Annotated in this window: 10 protein-coding genes and 2 tRNA genes; 4 read left to right on the top strand and 8 right to left on the bottom strand. The window is 36.8% G+C overall.

Translation table 11 applies throughout. The features are described 5' to 3' along the window. Positions 1-74 precede the first annotated feature (74 nt). Both BZG01_RS06520 and aqpZ read right to left on the bottom strand, forming a co-directional pair. Entirely contained in the window at positions 75-1028 is a 954-nt protein-coding gene (locus tag BZG01_RS06520) for a calcium/sodium antiporter (RefSeq protein WP_101309028.1), read from the bottom strand. Positions 1029-1278: 250 nt separating this feature from the next. Continuing rightward, positions 1279-1965: an aquaporin Z gene (gene aqpZ, locus BZG01_RS06525; RefSeq protein WP_101309029.1), complete on the bottom strand. Its 687-nt coding sequence runs from the start codon at positions 1963-1965 to the stop codon at positions 1279-1281. Between the two features lie 341 nt (positions 1966-2306). Here aqpZ and BZG01_RS06530 point away from each other — a divergent pair, with 341 nt between their 5' ends. Further along, positions 2307-2687: a hypothetical protein gene (locus BZG01_RS06530; RefSeq protein WP_101309030.1), complete on the top strand. Its 381-nt coding sequence runs from the start codon at positions 2307-2309 to the stop codon at positions 2685-2687. A gap of 34 nt (positions 2688-2721) precedes the next feature. Beyond that, complete coding sequence (locus BZG01_RS06535) at positions 2722-3057, top strand: hypothetical protein (protein ID WP_101309031.1); 336 nt, start codon at positions 2722-2724, stop codon at positions 3055-3057. A gap of 477 nt (positions 3058-3534) precedes the next feature. On the opposite strand, the gene BZG01_RS06540 is transcribed toward BZG01_RS06535, so the two are convergent. Continuing rightward, complete coding sequence (locus BZG01_RS06540) at positions 3535-4314, bottom strand: 4Fe-4S binding protein (protein WP_101309032.1); 780 nt, start codon at positions 4312-4314, stop codon at positions 3535-3537. A 140-nt stretch (positions 4315-4454) separates the two neighbouring features. Continuing rightward, positions 4455-6929, bottom strand: a complete 2475-nt coding sequence (locus BZG01_RS06545; protein WP_101309033.1) for a TonB-dependent receptor — start codon at positions 6927-6929, stop codon at positions 4455-4457. A gap of 655 nt (positions 6930-7584) precedes the next feature. Between BZG01_RS06545 and BZG01_RS06555 the strand changes: the two genes are divergently transcribed. After that, positions 7585-11349 carry a CHASE domain-containing protein gene (locus BZG01_RS06555; protein WP_101309035.1) on the top strand — a complete coding sequence of 1255 codons (3765 nt, stop codon included), beginning with the start codon at positions 7585-7587 and terminating at the stop codon, positions 11347-11349. Between the two features lie 11 nt (positions 11350-11360). Beyond that, entirely contained in the window at positions 11361-12539 is a 1179-nt protein-coding gene (locus BZG01_RS06560; RefSeq protein WP_101309036.1) for a hybrid sensor histidine kinase/response regulator, read from the top strand. Positions 12540-12649: 110 nt separating this feature from the next. Here the strand turns inward: BZG01_RS06560 and BZG01_RS06565 are convergent. The 4 genes from BZG01_RS06565 to BZG01_RS06580 form a co-directional block, all read right to left on the bottom strand. Then, positions 12650-12724, bottom strand: a tRNA-Arg gene (locus BZG01_RS06565). Positions 12725-12762: 38 nt separating this feature from the next. Further along, positions 12763-12837 (bottom strand) — tRNA-Arg (locus BZG01_RS06570). A gap of 101 nt (positions 12838-12938) precedes the next feature. Then, entirely contained in the window at positions 12939-14720 is a 1782-nt protein-coding gene (locus BZG01_RS06575; protein ID WP_101309037.1) for an aconitase/3-isopropylmalate dehydratase large subunit family protein, read from the bottom strand. Between the two features lie 173 nt (positions 14721-14893). Beyond that, positions 14894-16702: an aconitase/3-isopropylmalate dehydratase large subunit family protein gene (locus tag BZG01_RS06580; protein ID WP_218973029.1), complete on the bottom strand. Its 1809-nt coding sequence runs from the start codon at positions 16700-16702 to the stop codon at positions 14894-14896. Between the last annotated feature and the right edge of the window lie 30 nt (positions 16703-16732).

A 16732-nucleotide genomic window follows, 5' to 3' on the forward strand; every position in this document is an offset into this window, starting at 1 on the left:
CGGGACTGCCGGCCGGCAAGTAATTTTACATTATAACCAGACCGCCGCAGATCAATGAAATATTGCATGCAGGCTTATACCTCTTTGCCAATTAAATAAACCGTGTAAGCCAGATAACTTACCAAAAGAAGAGCCGCTTCCCATCTGTCCAGCTTCTTCTTTACTCCTGTAAACATGGCAATAAATAAAAATATTGTGCCGCCTGCCAAAATATAAAGATCGATATTGAACAAAGGTTTAAATTCGATGGGTCTGATAAAAGAACTGACAGACAGAATTAAGAAAATGTTGAAAATATTTGAACCGATAATATTCCCTATCGCAATATCATTATTCTTACGCAGCACAGCCACAACCGAGGTTACCAGTTCGGGTAATGATGTTCCGACAGCAACAATTGTTAATCCTATAATCTTTTCACTTACCCCCATGCCTGAGGCTACTTCAACAGCATTATCCACAACCAGTTTACCTCCCATAATCAATCCTGAGAAACCAATAAGAATAAGACTCCATATTTTAAGAACTGACATTGGTATTATTTCGATTTCGGGCACAAGAGTTTCTGTTTTTAATTGTTTGTAAACGTAAAACAGGAAAAGCCCAAACATCACAAGTAGTATAAGTCCATCCACCCGCGTAAGCACCGCAGTATCCTGAAAAAAACTATTGCAAAGCAGATATAAAATTACAACCGCAAAAAGAGAGAGCGGAAGCTCCTTCCAAACAGTATTCGACTGAACAACAATTGGAGAAATAAGTCCTGCAATTCCCAAAATAATGAACAAATTAAAATTGTTGCTTCCAATTACATTACCAAACACAATATCGGAATACCCGTGAAATGAGGCGAACGAATTCACTACCAATTCAGGTGCCGACGTTCCAAAAGCGACAATGGTAAGGCCAATAGCGATATTCGAAATATTATTCTTTTTAGCCAATGCTGAAGACCCGCTAACCATCCAGTCAGCCCCTTTAATCAGCAATACAAAACCCAGTAAAATTAATAGAATTGATACAATCATATTTTTAACTAGTAAACTAAGACCATTCCTTTTTACAATTCACTTCTCATTATTCTCGATCGAAGTTATCATTTTTTCAATATCCAAATGTATTTCCTACGGGAATATTTTCCGGCTCCTTACTTTATACAATCATGTATGCGCTGCGCGGTATATTTCAATCTTATAATATCATAAGTTCATACAAAGACAGCACATCCTAAGCAAATTTAAATCACCGGAACATGCTGTCTGTTATCATTTTCATCCATTACTCTTTCTCAGGAGACATGTACTTATATACCAACCCGGCCAAAATTGCACCTGCAATAGGAGCCAGCCAAAACAACCACAATTGATCCAAAGCCCAATCGCCAACAAAAAGTGCCTGACTTGTGCTTCGCGCCGGATTCACAGATGTATTTGTGACCGGTATGCTGATTAAATGAATCAGAGTCAACCCCAGACCAATTGCCAATCCGGCAAAACCAGCCGGTGCTTTTGAGTGTGTTGCTCCTAAAATAATCAGTAAAAACATAAAAGTCATTACCACTTCGCTCACCAAAGCTGCCAGCATGCCATATCCACCAGGCGAGTGCTCGCCATATCCGTTCGCAGCAAAACCTCCCATATCAAAACCAGCTTTACCACTTGCAATCAAATACAAGATTCCTGCACCTGCAATTCCTCCCAATACCTGAGCCACAATATAAGGCCCCAGATCTTTCAGTTCAAAACGTCCGCCAGCCCAAAGACCGATAGAAACAGCCGGATTCAGGTGACAACCAGAAATATGCCCAATTGCATAGACCATAGTAAGCACAGTTAATCCAAAAGCAATTGCCACACCAACAAATCCAATTCCCAATTCGGGATATGCGGCCGCCAAAACAGCACTTCCACATCCACCCAGAACCAACCATAGGGTTCCTATAAATTCTGCGACTAATTTTTTCATACGTTCATATTTTTAAGGTTTAAAGTAAAATAAACAAGGTTTGATTGTAAACAGATACTTTTCATCTTACCGAACAATAAATATAATAAATTCTTTTTTTACGGCTATGTATTTATCAGTGGATTCTAATAATTGACTAGTCAAGTTCCTAAGTTACAAACCAGTGGTTCTATACGTATATTTCCTCCAAAATGAAATAGAAAATTCTAAACCCAGCTGGGATTGGAGCAACAGCATTGATTCAAGCAACATAATTTTCAGATAAACATTGGAGGAATCTCAAAATTATTGCTAAATTCAAGCTGTTTTTTTAGATATAAAACCTCATATTCTACCATACAATGTCAGATCAATCAGATTTAGAAATCCTCATGGATGAAATCAATGCCATAGAAAATAAAAACATAAAGCATTGCGACATGCCATTCGAAATTTACATCTATGAAGCCGAACGGCTGCACACACGTGCAACAGAAGATCTGTCGAAACTTTCTGCCGTAAATATGCCGGTCGGTTTAATCGATAAACTGCATGTCCGCACCAAGGCACTGAGCCGTGCACAGCTAAACTGGGTTGAACTGACAGGTGAAAAGAAACAGGCAATGACCAACCTTAAAGCCGAAACCCCCACCCTGCTAAAACTGCGCAAATACCTGATTGACAACATGCAGTTTGCTTTTAGAAATGATAAAGATCTGCTGAAAAAAAATCAGAGATATTAAAAAAGGCAATTCGCTGGCCAGTATCATTTTCGATTTGGCTTTATTGGCCCGACTGGGAAAAAGTAATGTTGAAGCCCTGCAAGCCATCAACTTCGATTTAAGTCTGTGCGATAAAGCCACCGAAGAATATGAACGAATAAGTAATTTACTGGCTATAAAAGACAGCAAAATGTACATTCCCGACGAGATGCTGCTAATCCGAAACAAGGCCTTCACTCTACTTAAACAAGTGGTTGATGAAATCCGACGCTATGGTAAATTTGTTTTTCGGGATAAGCCCGGGATCGTAAAGGCTTACCAAAGTGAACACCACTGCAAACGCAATGCTGAATACTATAACAACAAGAAAAACAACAGCTCTCAGAGTTAAATGAATACTTACCATACAAAAAAAGTCTGATCTTATTCCATTTTTATACATCCAGCCTAATAATTATTTGCTAACGCTTACTAATTAGATTTCTCTGCTGAGAATATTATGTGTTCATTTTATTAAATAACATCATCAGATGAATAAATGATTATATCAGATAACAAAATGAATAAATCAGCTGTCATCTGATGGTATTAAATATTCATCTGAAGTAATAAAATTATCAGCAGTCAATGTGGTTTATTCATCTGACGATATTGTTTTTTACGCAAACTATATCATTTTATCTTCTGATATAGTAATAAAATCAGCAATCGTTCTGCAATTCGTAACTTAAAAGGGAAAACAACCCGGGACAACTACAGATTTGTAATCCAAATAAAATTTCAGAGGTAAAAATTCTAATCCCGAGGGACAAACGAATAAAAAAAGGACAGCAAATCTGCTGTCCTTTCTATTCTTTTCTGAACTCTTTTAGATAAAAAACCCAGGTTCTTTGCGTTCAGAACAGTTTTCGAAGAGATTATTTGTGATCTGATTGATAAGCGGTGCATCAAAAATCCGGGCATCCTCCGGGCAGGCTTTAACACATGCACAACACCAAATACAAGCCTTTGCATTTGTAATTACTGTTTTGTTTACCTCAATAACATCAACGGGACAAGCATCGGCACAAACACCACACAGCGTACATTTCGCGGCAATGGTTCCTGGCGACATTACCGGGGCATTCGGCAATTCTTTGTATGGATAGTTACCCGAAACGTTTAGCTCCAGACCATCGTTTTTCTCCAATTTAGTTAAAATCGCTCCTGCAAATTGTTTTGCTTTAAGAAGATCGGCCTCATCAGGACGATTTTTTGCTATGGGTTTACTTTCTGTTGAATAAGAATGCTCTCCGATAAAAGTGGCTGCGGCTACAGGTGTAAAACCTAATGCTGTACTTACATCTTTTAACTCAAGCAGAGCGTCATCGTAATCTCTGTTTCCATAAACAGCTACTAAAACCACAGGTGTGTTTTCAGCATTAAAATGTTTCAATCGCGGAATTACTTCAACGGGCAAACGTCCTTTGTAAACAGGCACACCAATAATGGTCAATTCATTACCAAAATTCTTACACTCAAAATCGGTTTGTGTAATGTCAAACTCATTGATTTGTTTTGCTTCCAATCCCTGCCCAATGGCTTTAACTACTTTCCTGCTTGTTCCTGTTGGAGAAAAGTAGATTAGATTTACTGATGGTAAATTCATAGAATATCATTTGTTCTTACTACTGTCCGAAGGTAAGAAGTCTTGCTATAATTTTAATTTATCAGAACAAAAAATCTCCCTATCCAAAATAGAAAGGGAGATTTTCAACTTAAATAAATGTGTATTATTGATCTAAGGGTTTAAATAAATCCACCACCACCTTGCGTTTCCTGACTATCTCTTTGCTTTCTTCTTTTGGCTTTGTTTTTACCGCTGCCAAACCGGTACGAAAAGCCAAGATATGCTGTCCTACTCTCCCAATGAAATTCACCTTCCTGGTTGTAAGGTACTTTTGAATCAAACTTAAACTTCATTCCTTCAAAAATATCGTTTACTCTAAAGGTTAGTGTTCCTTTTCCTTTCAGCACCGTATAACTTGCTCCTGTATTGATCATCCACATTGGATCCACTTTAAATTGTAAATCTTCACCACCTCCGCGGTACATTGCGAACAACTGAAATTTCAATTTTTTAGTAGCCGTAAAGCTATTGGATACCCGGGCATTAAAGGAACTATTGGTAATTTCAAGATTCTCACCATTCGAAACACCGGTTTCTTTCTGAACATACAAATCGGAACTTGCATTCATCGACCACCATTTAAAGAATTGATAATTTGCTGACAATTCTATTCCATAACGATCATTGCTATCAGTATTATAATAAGATAGCTCAACCTTTTCAACATCCAAAGGATCCTTATTTAAAACTCTGGAAATATTATCAGTAACACGTCTATAAAATGTTCCTAAAGTAACGGAACCTTTCGCCAATCCTTTTGTATAATTGAATTCGAATGAATTTGTAAACTGAGGATTTAAATTGGGATTACCAAAAGAACTAATTAGAGGCGTACTCCATTCTCTAATTGGGTTAACCTGCTGTATAGAAGGCCTGTCAACCCTTCGACTGTAACTTAACTGCAATTGGTTTTTTTCGCTGGGTGTAAAGGTGAAAAATACGGATGGATAAACTGTAAATTTACTATCTGTATACTTAGCACTTTCATCTCCTTTACTAAATTTTCCATCTACTTCGTACTGCTCTATTCTAGCACCCAGCTGCATAGAAAATTTATTCATTTTTTGATTTAAATTCACATATCCGGAATAAATGTTTCTATCGTATGTAAATGCTGAATTGGGTTTTAGAACAGTTTCATACCAGTCGCCATCGGGAATTCTATTTCCCAAATTATCATATACAAACTCGTGCTGATTACTTGCTTTTGAATTTTCCGTATCGTTAATCCTAAGCTCCAAACCCATTTCTAATTTTGTATTTTCTGATAATGGATTTGTATAATCTAAATTCAAAAGACTGTTGGTATAATCATTTTTTACATCATCAAAATAATTAGATGTCAAATCAGTCGAATTTAATAATTCAGTGTATGCAGCATCCTCAGGCGAATCACTCTCACTGTAGGTTGCTTCAAACTCTAAACTATGCCCCTTTTTCTCGAAATCGATTTTATAATTTAAGTTATAAGTTCCTGCAGTATTGTCAGATTCCGATTTCATTAAATTGTGATTATCCAGGGCGCTTCCTCTAAATATTTTGGTATCTCCATTCATTAAATTGTCAGAGAAATTCTGTGTCGTATAAAATGAAAGTGTATTTTTTTCATTTAAATAAATATCAGCTCCAACTTTTAATAACTGAGAGTTATTGTCGCTGTTAAATTCAAATTTTTGAAGAATGTCATCAGCTAAAATAATTTCTCCATCTCCACTTTCTGAATGTCTTAAAACTTTACCATAATTATTTCTTTTTCCGCCATTTGCTCCAAAGTTTAAAAAGAAATTAACGGCTCCGGTTTTGTAATTTAAATCTATCGATCCATTAGCACGTGTGTTCACGCCACGTGTTACGCCCAAATTCACATTACCATTAAAGCCAATATTTGCGTTCTTATTCAATACAATATTTATAATCCCACTCATCCCTTCAGGGTTGTATTTTGCTGATGGATTGGTAATCAACTCAATACTTTTAATTGATGTAGAAGGAATCTGCTGCAACAATTGAGCTGCACTAATATTAGTAGGCTTGCCATCCACCAATATTCTCACATTCTCGTTTCCTCTTAAGCTCACTGTTCCCGTTTGACTATCAACACTAACCGATTGCACATTGTTTAAAACCTCCGAAGCTGTGGCTCCGGCAGCGGTTAAATCTTTACCAACATTTATAACCTTTCTATCCACTTTCTGAGTTACGCTGGACAGCTCTGCTCTTACCGTTACTTCTCCAAGAAGTTCAGTATCCTCTTCAAGTTCAACAGTTCCCAATTTATACGCTGATACTTTAGATGAGAAATCCAACTTTCTAACATATGACTTGTAGCCCATGTATTGAATCTCAATTGTGTTTTTTCCTTCGGTAATTTTCTTAATAATGAACTCTCCTTTGTCATCTGTAATACCTCCGGTAATTATTTTATTATTGGCATCTCTTATCACCACATTTACATATGGTAATGGCAACTTGGTCTTAACATCTATAATAATACCAGTTAACGATCCATTCTTAATTTCCACTCCCATATCAGCTTGTGCGTAACTGGAAATACTGCATATCATTAATATGATTATCAATATTCTTTCTCTCATAATTAGTTTATTTACTTGGTTTGTTCTGTGGTTAATTAGACTACAATAAAAACTGAATGGTTACAAATAGATTTTTACAATTGTTCTGAACTACTACATTGGACTTAAGTTAAAGCCCCCGGCAAAATGACATAAAACTCTATTATAACACATATCTGGCTTGTCTTATCACATATGATGCCGAAAAAGGTAACAGACTTACATCCAACACAAAGAACCTAACTTAGCTTTAAAATAAAATGTGCGATAACGAACACAAATTGTACGATTGCGACTTTAATTTTAAAAATAACAGGGAAGCACAAAGGCAAGGCACTGTAAATGCAATCTCTCAAAGGTCCCCAATTCAATCGGTATTAGGGACTTTTGCAAACAATTTAATTCCAAGTAAAAACGATACTTTATTAACCTTTTTTTTCAAAAGACGTACATTAACTATTGTGTTAAGTTTGGCAGGATGTTGCTTTATTATAATTGTTGATGGGATTCTAGTTGATGTAGATCTTGAAATTATGATTCTGTCATGCATCTGCAGCAGTTAAGCTAGTTTGTATTTGCAGAGAAACGGATATATAAGGCATTAAAAATCATAAGTGTTTTTATTAAATACCGCTTATTGAATTGAAGATAGTTTTAAATTAATACACCGAATAGAATGAAGAATGTTAACAACTTGAAAGCAAACTTGTTATTTATATTAACATTACTATTCACAATATTTGCTTCAATTTTTGTAAAGTTTCAAATTGATAAAAAGGATGAAGCTGAATTTAGGTTCGAATGTAAGGAAATCAGCAGTAGAATAGATTTGCGGTTGCATGCTCATGCACAACTGCTTCGCAGCGGGGCTGCATTTTTTAGTGTATCAGACACCGTACGGCGTGAGACTTGGAGTAATTTCATAAAACAGTCAAAAGTAGACCTGAATTTGCCAGGAATATTAGGAACAGGATTTTCCTTACTTGTACCTAAGAATCAGTTGGAAAATCATATTTTACAAATCAGAAATGAGGGATTTCCTGACTATAAGGTCTGGCCCGAAAATTCGGGTGATACATCTACTGCAATTATTTTTCTTGAACCTTTTTCAGAACGCAACTTACGTGCCTTTGGTTATGACATGACAACCGAGCCCGTGAGAAGGGAAGCAATGGAACGTGCGCGTGATTTAGATATAGCTGCCCTTTCAGGAAAAATACTTTTAGTTCAGGAAACAAAAACAGACGTACAGGCAGGAAACTTAATGTATGTTCCCGTTTTCCGGAAAGGAGCCGTAACAAACACTGTTGAACAAAGACGTTCGGCTATCATAGGATGGGTTTACAGTCCTTACCGCATGACTGACCTGATGTTGGGTATCTTGAAAGACTGGGAATTAAACGATAATAAAAAATTGTTTAGCTTAAATATTTTCGATGGAAAGATTTGTTCTGCAAAATCACTTTTGTTTAATTCACTTAAAGATGAAAAACAGGAAGACCTCAAGAATATACGTTTCTCTTTAAAAGTACCTATTGAGTTTAATGGACATCAATGGACATTGGTATTTGTTCAAAAAAAAGAAAATTTTATTGTTGAATACATTGCCTCATGGTTGGTATTTATTGGAGGTTTAATTATTAGTATTTTACTATTGTTGCTCTCCAAATCAATGCTTAGCACAAAGCTTAAGGCACAACAAATCGCAGAAGAATTAACCTCTGAACTAAAAGAAAGTGAGCATTTACTGAAAGAATCACAAGAAATTGCACGCCTGGGAACCTATTCGCTGGATTTAAAAACGGGTATGTGGAAGAGTTCCGAAATACTCGATGCTATATTTGGGATCGATGAAAATTATACACACACAATTGAGGGATGGAGTGCTATGATTCATCCAGAACACAGCAATGAATTGAAAGAATATTTAAATAATGTGATAAGGGAAGAAAAATTTTTCGATAAAGAATACAAAATTGTCAGAAATAACGATAAGGAGGAGAGGTGGATACACGGCTTGGGTAAATTAGAATTTGACAGGAAGCATAATCCTGTAAGATTAATAGGAACGATAAGCGATATAACAGACAAAAAACTGGCGGAGAGAGAAATCCATAATATAACCAGCCGTTTGCAACTTGCTGCAAGTGCAGCTAATATCGGAATTTGGGATTTCGATATAGTTAATGATAAACTTGTTTGGGATGGTACAATGTACAGGCTTTATGGTATTTCTGCAGAGATGTTTACTGGTGCATATGAGGCCTGGAATACAACCCTTCATCCAGATGATCTAATCCGTGGACATGAAGAAATTCAAATGGCATTAAAAGGTGAAAAAGAGTTTGATACTGAATTTCGGGTGGTTTGGCCGGATAAATCTATTCGCTACTTAAAGGCTTCGGGTATTGTTAGTTATGATGCATTAGGAAATCCTGTACGTATGCTGGGTATTAACATGGATATTACCGATCGAAAAAGGTCGGAAGAAGAAATAATAAAGCACCGTGAAAATATGGAAGAAATGGTTTCTGAAAGAACACAAAAGTTGACCATCTCGGAAAAAAAATTAAAAAAGAGTCTGAAAGACATTTCTGATTATAAATTTGCTCTTGAAGAATCAAGCATTGTAGTTATAACCGATAACAAAGGAATCATTAATTTTGTAAATGATAATTTTTGTAAAATATCAAAATTTAGCAGAGAAGAGCTTCTTGGGCAAACCCACCAAATTATAAATTCAGGTCATCATTCGACAGATTTTTTTATTGATTTGTGGAGTACTATTTCAAAGGGGAAAGTCTGGCGGGGAGAAATTAAGAATAAAGCTAAGGATAAAAGCTTTTATTGGGTCGATTCTACTATAGTTCCTTTTCTCGATGAAAATGGAAAGCCTTATCAATATGTTGCAATTAGATTTGATATCACCCCTAAAAAAATTGTTGAAGCTGATCTTATTAATGCAAAGGAGGAGGCTGATTCTGCAAACAGTGCAAAAAGTGAATTTCTTGCCAATATGAGCCATGAAATCCGTACTCCCATGAATGCTATTATTGGGTTTTCTGATTTGTTGTCCAAATCGGTAAAAGAAGAAAAGCAACGTTCACAGATAGAGTCTATTCGGAGCAGTGGGAAAAACTTATTGAAAATTATTAACGATATTTTGGATCTGTCAAAGGTTGAAGCAGGTAAGATTGAAATAATTCCTGTACCAGTGGATCTTCAGAATTTGGTGCGTGAGATAGAAAATATGTTTCTTCAAAAAGTGGATGAAAAAGGAATCCTGTTTTCAGTCGAATATGCAAGTGTAATGCATAAAATGATTCTACTTGATGAAGTTCGTATACTTCAGATCCTGTTCAATCTTATTGGAAATGCAATTAAATTTACGGATAAAGGCCATGTTATTTTAAGCTTGGATATACAAACAAACCATAAGGAAAATAAGAATTTTGACATTATATTTCAGATCGAAGATACTGGTATTGGCATCCCGATTGATCAACAGAAATTAATTTTTGAGCCTTTCAGTCAGCAGAAAGGACAAAGTGCAAAATATGGTGGAACTGGTTTAGGCTTACCCATCACTAAAAAATTGATTGAAAAAATGGGGGGTACTATTCATCTTGAAAGTGAAGCAGGTAAAGGGAGTAACATAAGGGTTATTATTCCAAACATACCTATTTCTGAGATTGAGATCGAACCCGAGGAGAGCTTGATTGACTTATCAATAATAAAATTCAATAAAGCAAAAATTCTTCTTGTTGACGACAATGAATTAAATCGTGAACTGATTAAGGATATGTTAGAACATTCACAGCTTGATGTCTTTGAAGCAGAAAATGGCGAAGAAGCTGTGCAGTCAGCAACAAAAAATCTGCCCGATTTAATTCTGATGGATTTGCGTATGCCAGTACTGGATGGTTATAAGGCCACAGAAATACTGAAGCAAACAAAAAGTACCAAATCCATTCCGGTTATTGCAATCTCAGCTTCTGCAAAAAGTATAATAACTGGAAATAGAAATGTAGAGATATTTAATGAGTTTTTAATGAAACCATTGGATGCTTCTGACTTGTTTGATAAAATGAAGAAGTATCTCACATATCAGGTTAAAGACGAAGCAGCTACAGCTGATTCCAAACAAATTGACATTGCACTGACTGAGGAACAATTAAATCAGCTGCCTGAACTCATACCAGTTCTTGAAAATAAGTTTGTTCCTTTTTGTCAGAATGCTATCCAATCGCAAATGATTGACCAAATTGAAGAATTCGGTAAAGAATTAATTAAACTAGCTGAAGAAAATAAGATTGAATATCTTAAAGATTATGCAAGCGAAGTTTGCAGTTTGGCAGATAATTTCGAGATCGACAGATTGTTGAAAACTCTGGTAAAATTCCCGAAAGTAATAGAACAACTTAAAATGAACAAAATATAACCTAAAAGCATATGGAAACAATTAGCAATAATAAAATTAAGATACTCGCAGTTGACGATAATCCTAAAAATATTCAGGTAATTGGCAGCATCCTGCGCGATGAGGGATATTCTGTTGGATTTGCTTATGACGGTCAGCAAGCCTTACATCTTTTAAATAAAATACAAGATTTTAATCTGGTCCTTTTAGATGTAAATATGCCCGTAATGAATGGTTTCGAGACCTGTAAAGCCATGCGTGAAAACGAAAACATGAAGGAAATTCCAGTCGTATTCCTGACTGCACTTAACGAATCTGAAAATGTGGTTAATGGCTTTGAAGTTGGAGGGCAGGATTATATTATCAAACCTTTTAATTCAAAAGAAGTATTGGTGAGAGTGAAAACTCATATCGATCTGAAAAGGAGTAAAGACCAACTTAAAAAAATAAACCAATGGCTTGAAGAAAAAGTAACAGAGCGCACCAAAGAGCTCCAGAAAGCAAATAGTGAACTTGAAGAAGTCAATCAGGAATTAGAGGTGTTGGATAAAGCAAAATCAGATTTTCTGTCCATAATTAGCCATCAAATTAACACACCTTTAAATGGCATAATTGGTTTCATTGGCATATTGAAAAATGAATTAGTCGATTCTAATGTTACAGAAATGTTACATTATCTTGAAATTTCTGCCAATCGGCTTCATCGCTTTGCTAAAATAAGTTTGAAAATTACCGAGTTACGCACTAAAAAACAGACCCTTCAAAAAAGTGAAATTAGATTAAGCGATTTAATTGAATCAACCAAGCTTAATCTTTCGGAACAAATTAAAGCAAAAAAGGCGAATGTAGTTTTTGATGGCAAGATTGATAATACGCACATAAATGGTGCTCAAGAACTAGTTGAATTTTGCTTTGAAAGCATTCTTGACAATGCGATCAAATATTCACCCAATGGTGGGCTTGTTCGTGTGAACATAGATTCTGATATAAAAAAAACAACCTGTTCTTTTATTGATCAAGGTGAAGGCTTTACCCCACAGACACTAAAAAACAGATTTAAATTATTTGCTACTAACTCCCAGTATCATGATGATCAAAATGGTCTTGATTTGGCTACAGTGAAACTTATTATGGATGCCCATAACGGAGAAATTATAGCAACAAATAATGATGAGATCGGAGCTACTGTAGTATTAACTTTTCCAAACTAAAATTAGATTGTAAATATTGAACTCAATATATGATATTAAAAATAGGAAGTATACAAAGGATCATTTTCTGAGCCCGCAACAAAAAAGCCGATACTTTCGTATCGGCTTTGTGATCCAGCCAGGGCTCGAACCTGGGACCTATAGCTTAGAAGGCTATTGCTCTAATCCAACTGAGCTACTGGACCGTCCTTGTTTTTTTTCTATTTTTGCCTTTAAAAATGAGTGATCCAGCCAGGGCTCGAACCTGGGACCTATAGCTTAGAAGGCTATTGCTCTAATCCAACTGAGCTACTGGACCATTCCTTTAAAAGGCGATGCAAATATAGGTATTTATTACATTCCCAAACAAGTATTTTCGCGTTTTTTTTCAGTAAAAATCAACTACAGACCAGTAAGAGCTTATATCACAGTTCTTATCCAGTTTACAAGGCCTTTGCATTTTATTATCTGCTGTAATTTATCGGGTAAAACAGGTATTTCGAATCGTTTTTCACCAACCTGAACGACTCCTTCCTGAAAATCAAGCACAAGCACATCATTTCTATGGTATGATTCAACAATTTCGCGGTTCACAATGAGTAATAAACCCTGATTAATTGCCGACCTGTAAAAGATCCGGTTTACCGATTTTACGATCACCGCACGTACTCCTGCATGAGCCAATCCAACTGCAGGATGTTCTCTTGAACTGCCGCAACCAAAATTTTCCCCGGCAATCAAAATATCACCTTCCTCTACTCCATCAGCAAAAGAATCATCAAATCCTTTGAACAAATGTGGACGAATTCCATCCGGATCGGAACTCAAAACCTCGTAAGTTAAGTTTCCTGCAAACATTTGGTCGGTATTTAAATGATCAACATCGGAGTAATCCCAAACACCATTCGATTTTCGTTGGTCTGATTCCTGAATCAGAATTGTGGCACTTTGTTCTTTCTGAAATGGAAATTTTATCTGATGGGAAGCATCTGTTCTTGGATCTGTTATTTCACCAGTGAGAGCCGAACAGGCTACCGCAGCAGGAGAAGCAAGATAAATCTGAGCATTTTTATTGCCCATTCTACCTAAAAAATTTCGGTTCGCGGTGGAAATCACCGTAAATCCATCAGCAGGAATTCCTTGTCCGGTTCCCAAACACGGACCGCAGGAAGAACCCAAGATAGTGGCACCGGCTTTCATCAATCTGGTGATAATTCCCTCTTTAATCGCATCCAAATATATTTCTTTGGAAGCTGGAGCCACCAACAACTGAAAACCACTGACAATCTGTTTACCATCCAGTATTTTGGAGGCAATCCGCAAATCTTCCAATCTCCCGTTCGTACAGGTTCCTATTAATCCCTGATTTAACTTTACTCCTTTAACTTCTGATATGCTTTTTACATTGTCGACATGATGCGGCGCAGCAACCAGTGGAACTAAATCGCTTAAATTAATTTCGTATTCTTTAAAATATTGGGCACCTTCATCGGCCCAAATGCCTTTTACCTTTTGTTCATAAAAATCTTCCAACACCTTATCGGGAGGAAATACGGCATTCTTAGCGCCCATTTCAGAAGCCAGATTTGCCAATGTCATGCGATCAGAAATGGAAAGACTTTTCACTCCCTCACCATGATATTCAATAGACATGTAATTGGCTCCGGCCGAACCAATCATCCCGATAATCCATAAAGAAAGATCTTTTGCATAAACACCTTGCAGCAACTTTCCATTTAGAATGATTTTAATGGATTCGGGCACACGAAACCATGTTTCTCCCCTTTTCCACAATCCGGCAGCTTCCGTGCGGTCTATACCTGCAGCCATGGCATTAAATGCGCCGGCGGTGCATGTATGACTATCACTGCCTACGATTATCATTCCAGGTTTGGCATGGTATGACATGATTTGATGACATATGCCTGAGCCTGCATCGTAAAACTTTTTGATTCCTTGTTTCTGAACCAATTCACGAACCCTCTGATAATCGGTAGCCAACTTGGCATTGGTTGGCGGCGCATTGTGATCCAGAACAACCAAAAGCTGATCAGGATCTTTCACTCGATCGCCACCCATTTTTTCAAATGTAATTTTGATACTGGCCGTATTATCATGAGTCAGAACAATATCGGGAGTTTTGAAAACAATGCTTCCACATTTTGCCCGGAATATCTTTTCAACGAAAGTTAGATTCTGCATAGTATTAACGTATTTTTTAACCAATAACTAACCTTAACCACTAAGTAAACTCAAAGTACTGCACAGAGAGTCCCCTAATTTTCACTTTGTGTTATCCTTCGTTTACCTTTGTGGTTAAATCTTTAAATGTGTTTAACCACAAAGGACACTCAAAATACTTCGTGGTTAACTATTTAAAAGAGTCCTCCGTTTTGATAAATTTCCAGTTGAACTTCAGAGAAACGTTCTCCCTGTACCGATATATTTTTAGTTGTATTGGTGATTTTACCCGTCTCTAAATCCAAACGAATTGTATCACCATCAGTCAGGTTTAGTCTTGAAACATCAACACAAGTCATAATTGGGAAAGCTGCATTAATGGCATTCCTCTCGTAAATTGCTCCATAAGATTCGGCAAGAATACCTTGTATTCCCAATGCTTTGAAACAATCAACCGCCTGCTGCCGGGAACTGCCGCTTCCAAAGTTTTTGTGTGTAATCACAATATCGCCCGACTTGGCTTTTTGTGCAAAATCTTCGTATCCTTCCAGATTATCAAAAGTATACTGTCCCATTTCATCCGTATCAGTAATAGAAAGATATCGATTGTGATAAATCATATCTGTATCGATATTATCCATAGGAATGTACCAAGCACGCCCTTCAATTCTCTTAGGTCTAATCAACACCTCAGAACTTGAATGAAGTATTGTACCCACTTCTATTTCTTTTCGGGGACCAAATGTTACGGGATGCTCTGGTATTTCATCGTGCGGAACAATGCAACCGGCAATTGCAGAAGCTACTACTGTAGCTGGTGATGCCAAATACACCTTTCCTTTTCCCTGCTTGCCTGGAAAATTTCTATTCCCGGTACTAATGGTTACCTCTCCTTCACCATTCTGTCCCACCTGACCGGCAGCACAACCTGCGCAACCAGCATTGGAAACCATGGCTCCGGCTTCTTTAAAAATATTAATCAAGCCTTCTTTTAAACATTCATTCCAAATTTCATCGGTGGCGGGAACGATCTTAAAAACGACACCAGGAGCCACTTTTTTCCCTTTTAGGATATCCGCCACAATCCGAAAATCTTCCATTCGTCCATTGGTACAACTTCCTATAAAAGCCGAGTCTATTTTCACTCCTCTGACTTTGCTAACCGGAACAGTGTTGTGAGGTTCTCCCGGCAAGGAAACCCGGGGAACAAACTCTTCCAAATCTATTTCAAACACCTGATCGTATTCAGCATCCGGATCAGCTTTCACTACATCAAACTTCCTTCCATTTCGAAACTGACTGTATTCCATAATGGAATCATTGGGAGTAAACAAAATGATGATACATCCCATTTCTGTAGCCATCGATGAAATTGTGATTCTTTCATCAAGAGTAAGATGATCTACTTCCCCTCCATAAATCTCCACAGAATATCCAAGAAGAGAATTTGCTCCAAACCGGTTCAACAATTCCAAGACAATATCCTTGGCATAAATTCGCTCCGGCCGTTTTCCATTTAAATTTATTTTAACTGATTTAGGAACTTTGAACCAAACTTTTCCCTTATGAATTGCAGCGGCTATGTCTTTATCACCCATTCCTTGCCCGAATGCACCAACAGCTCCCAGAATATTGGCATGAGAATCTGTAGTTACGGCAGTAATTCCTGAATAAGCGAGACCTTGCTCAATTAAAGTATGCGTTCCTATACCTGTATTGATATCAAATACTTTTACACCATTATCCCGCGCAAACAATCGGCATATTTGTTGGTTTATAGCATATTTTTGATCAGAACCCGTAGGGTTGCAATCAAATGTAAAATAAGTCTTTTTCGGATCGGCAATTTTCAATTTATGCTCCTGGATATTTTTAACCACATTCGCTCCCCCAAAATCCCGGGCAGCACGAATGTCAATCTCAACATCAATAATATCGCCAGGCTTTACAACACTCTCTTTGGAGTGATTTGCCAAGATCTTCTCGATTAATGTCATTCCCATAGTTTCAAGTGTTTTAGATTTGATATCATC

Source organism: Labilibaculum manganireducens (assembly GCF_002843385.1).
GTDB classification, from domain to species: Bacteria; Bacteroidota; Bacteroidia; order Bacteroidales; family Marinifilaceae; genus Labilibaculum; species Labilibaculum manganireducens.

Coding starts and splice junctions, on each gene's coding strand:
- BZG01_RS06580 (WP_218973029.1), bottom strand. CDS start 16,702: ATGGGAATGACATTAATCGAGAAGATCTTGGCAAATCACTCCAAAGAG.
- BZG01_RS06540 (WP_101309032.1), bottom strand. CDS start 4,314: ATGAATTTACCATCAGTAAATCTAATCTACTTTTCTCCAACAGGAACA.
- BZG01_RS06520 (WP_101309028.1), bottom strand. CDS start 1,028: ATGATTGTATCAATTCTATTAATTTTACTGGGTTTTGTATTGCTGATT.
- BZG01_RS06545 (WP_101309033.1), bottom strand. CDS start 6,929: ATGAGAGAAAGAATATTGATAATCATATTAATGATATGCAGTATTTCC.
- BZG01_RS06530 (WP_101309030.1), top strand. CDS start 2,307: ATGTCAGATCAATCAGATTTAGAAATCCTCATGGATGAAATCAATGCC.
- BZG01_RS06575 (WP_101309037.1), bottom strand. CDS start 14,720: ATGCAGAATCTAACTTTCGTTGAAAAGATATTCCGGGCAAAATGTGGA.
- BZG01_RS06560 (WP_101309036.1), top strand. CDS start 11,361: ATGGAAACAATTAGCAATAATAAAATTAAGATACTCGCAGTTGACGAT.
- aqpZ (WP_101309029.1), bottom strand. CDS start 1,965: ATGAAAAAATTAGTCGCAGAATTTATAGGAACCCTATGGTTGGTTCTG.
- BZG01_RS06555 (WP_101309035.1), top strand. CDS start 7,585: ATGAAGAATGTTAACAACTTGAAAGCAAACTTGTTATTTATATTAACA.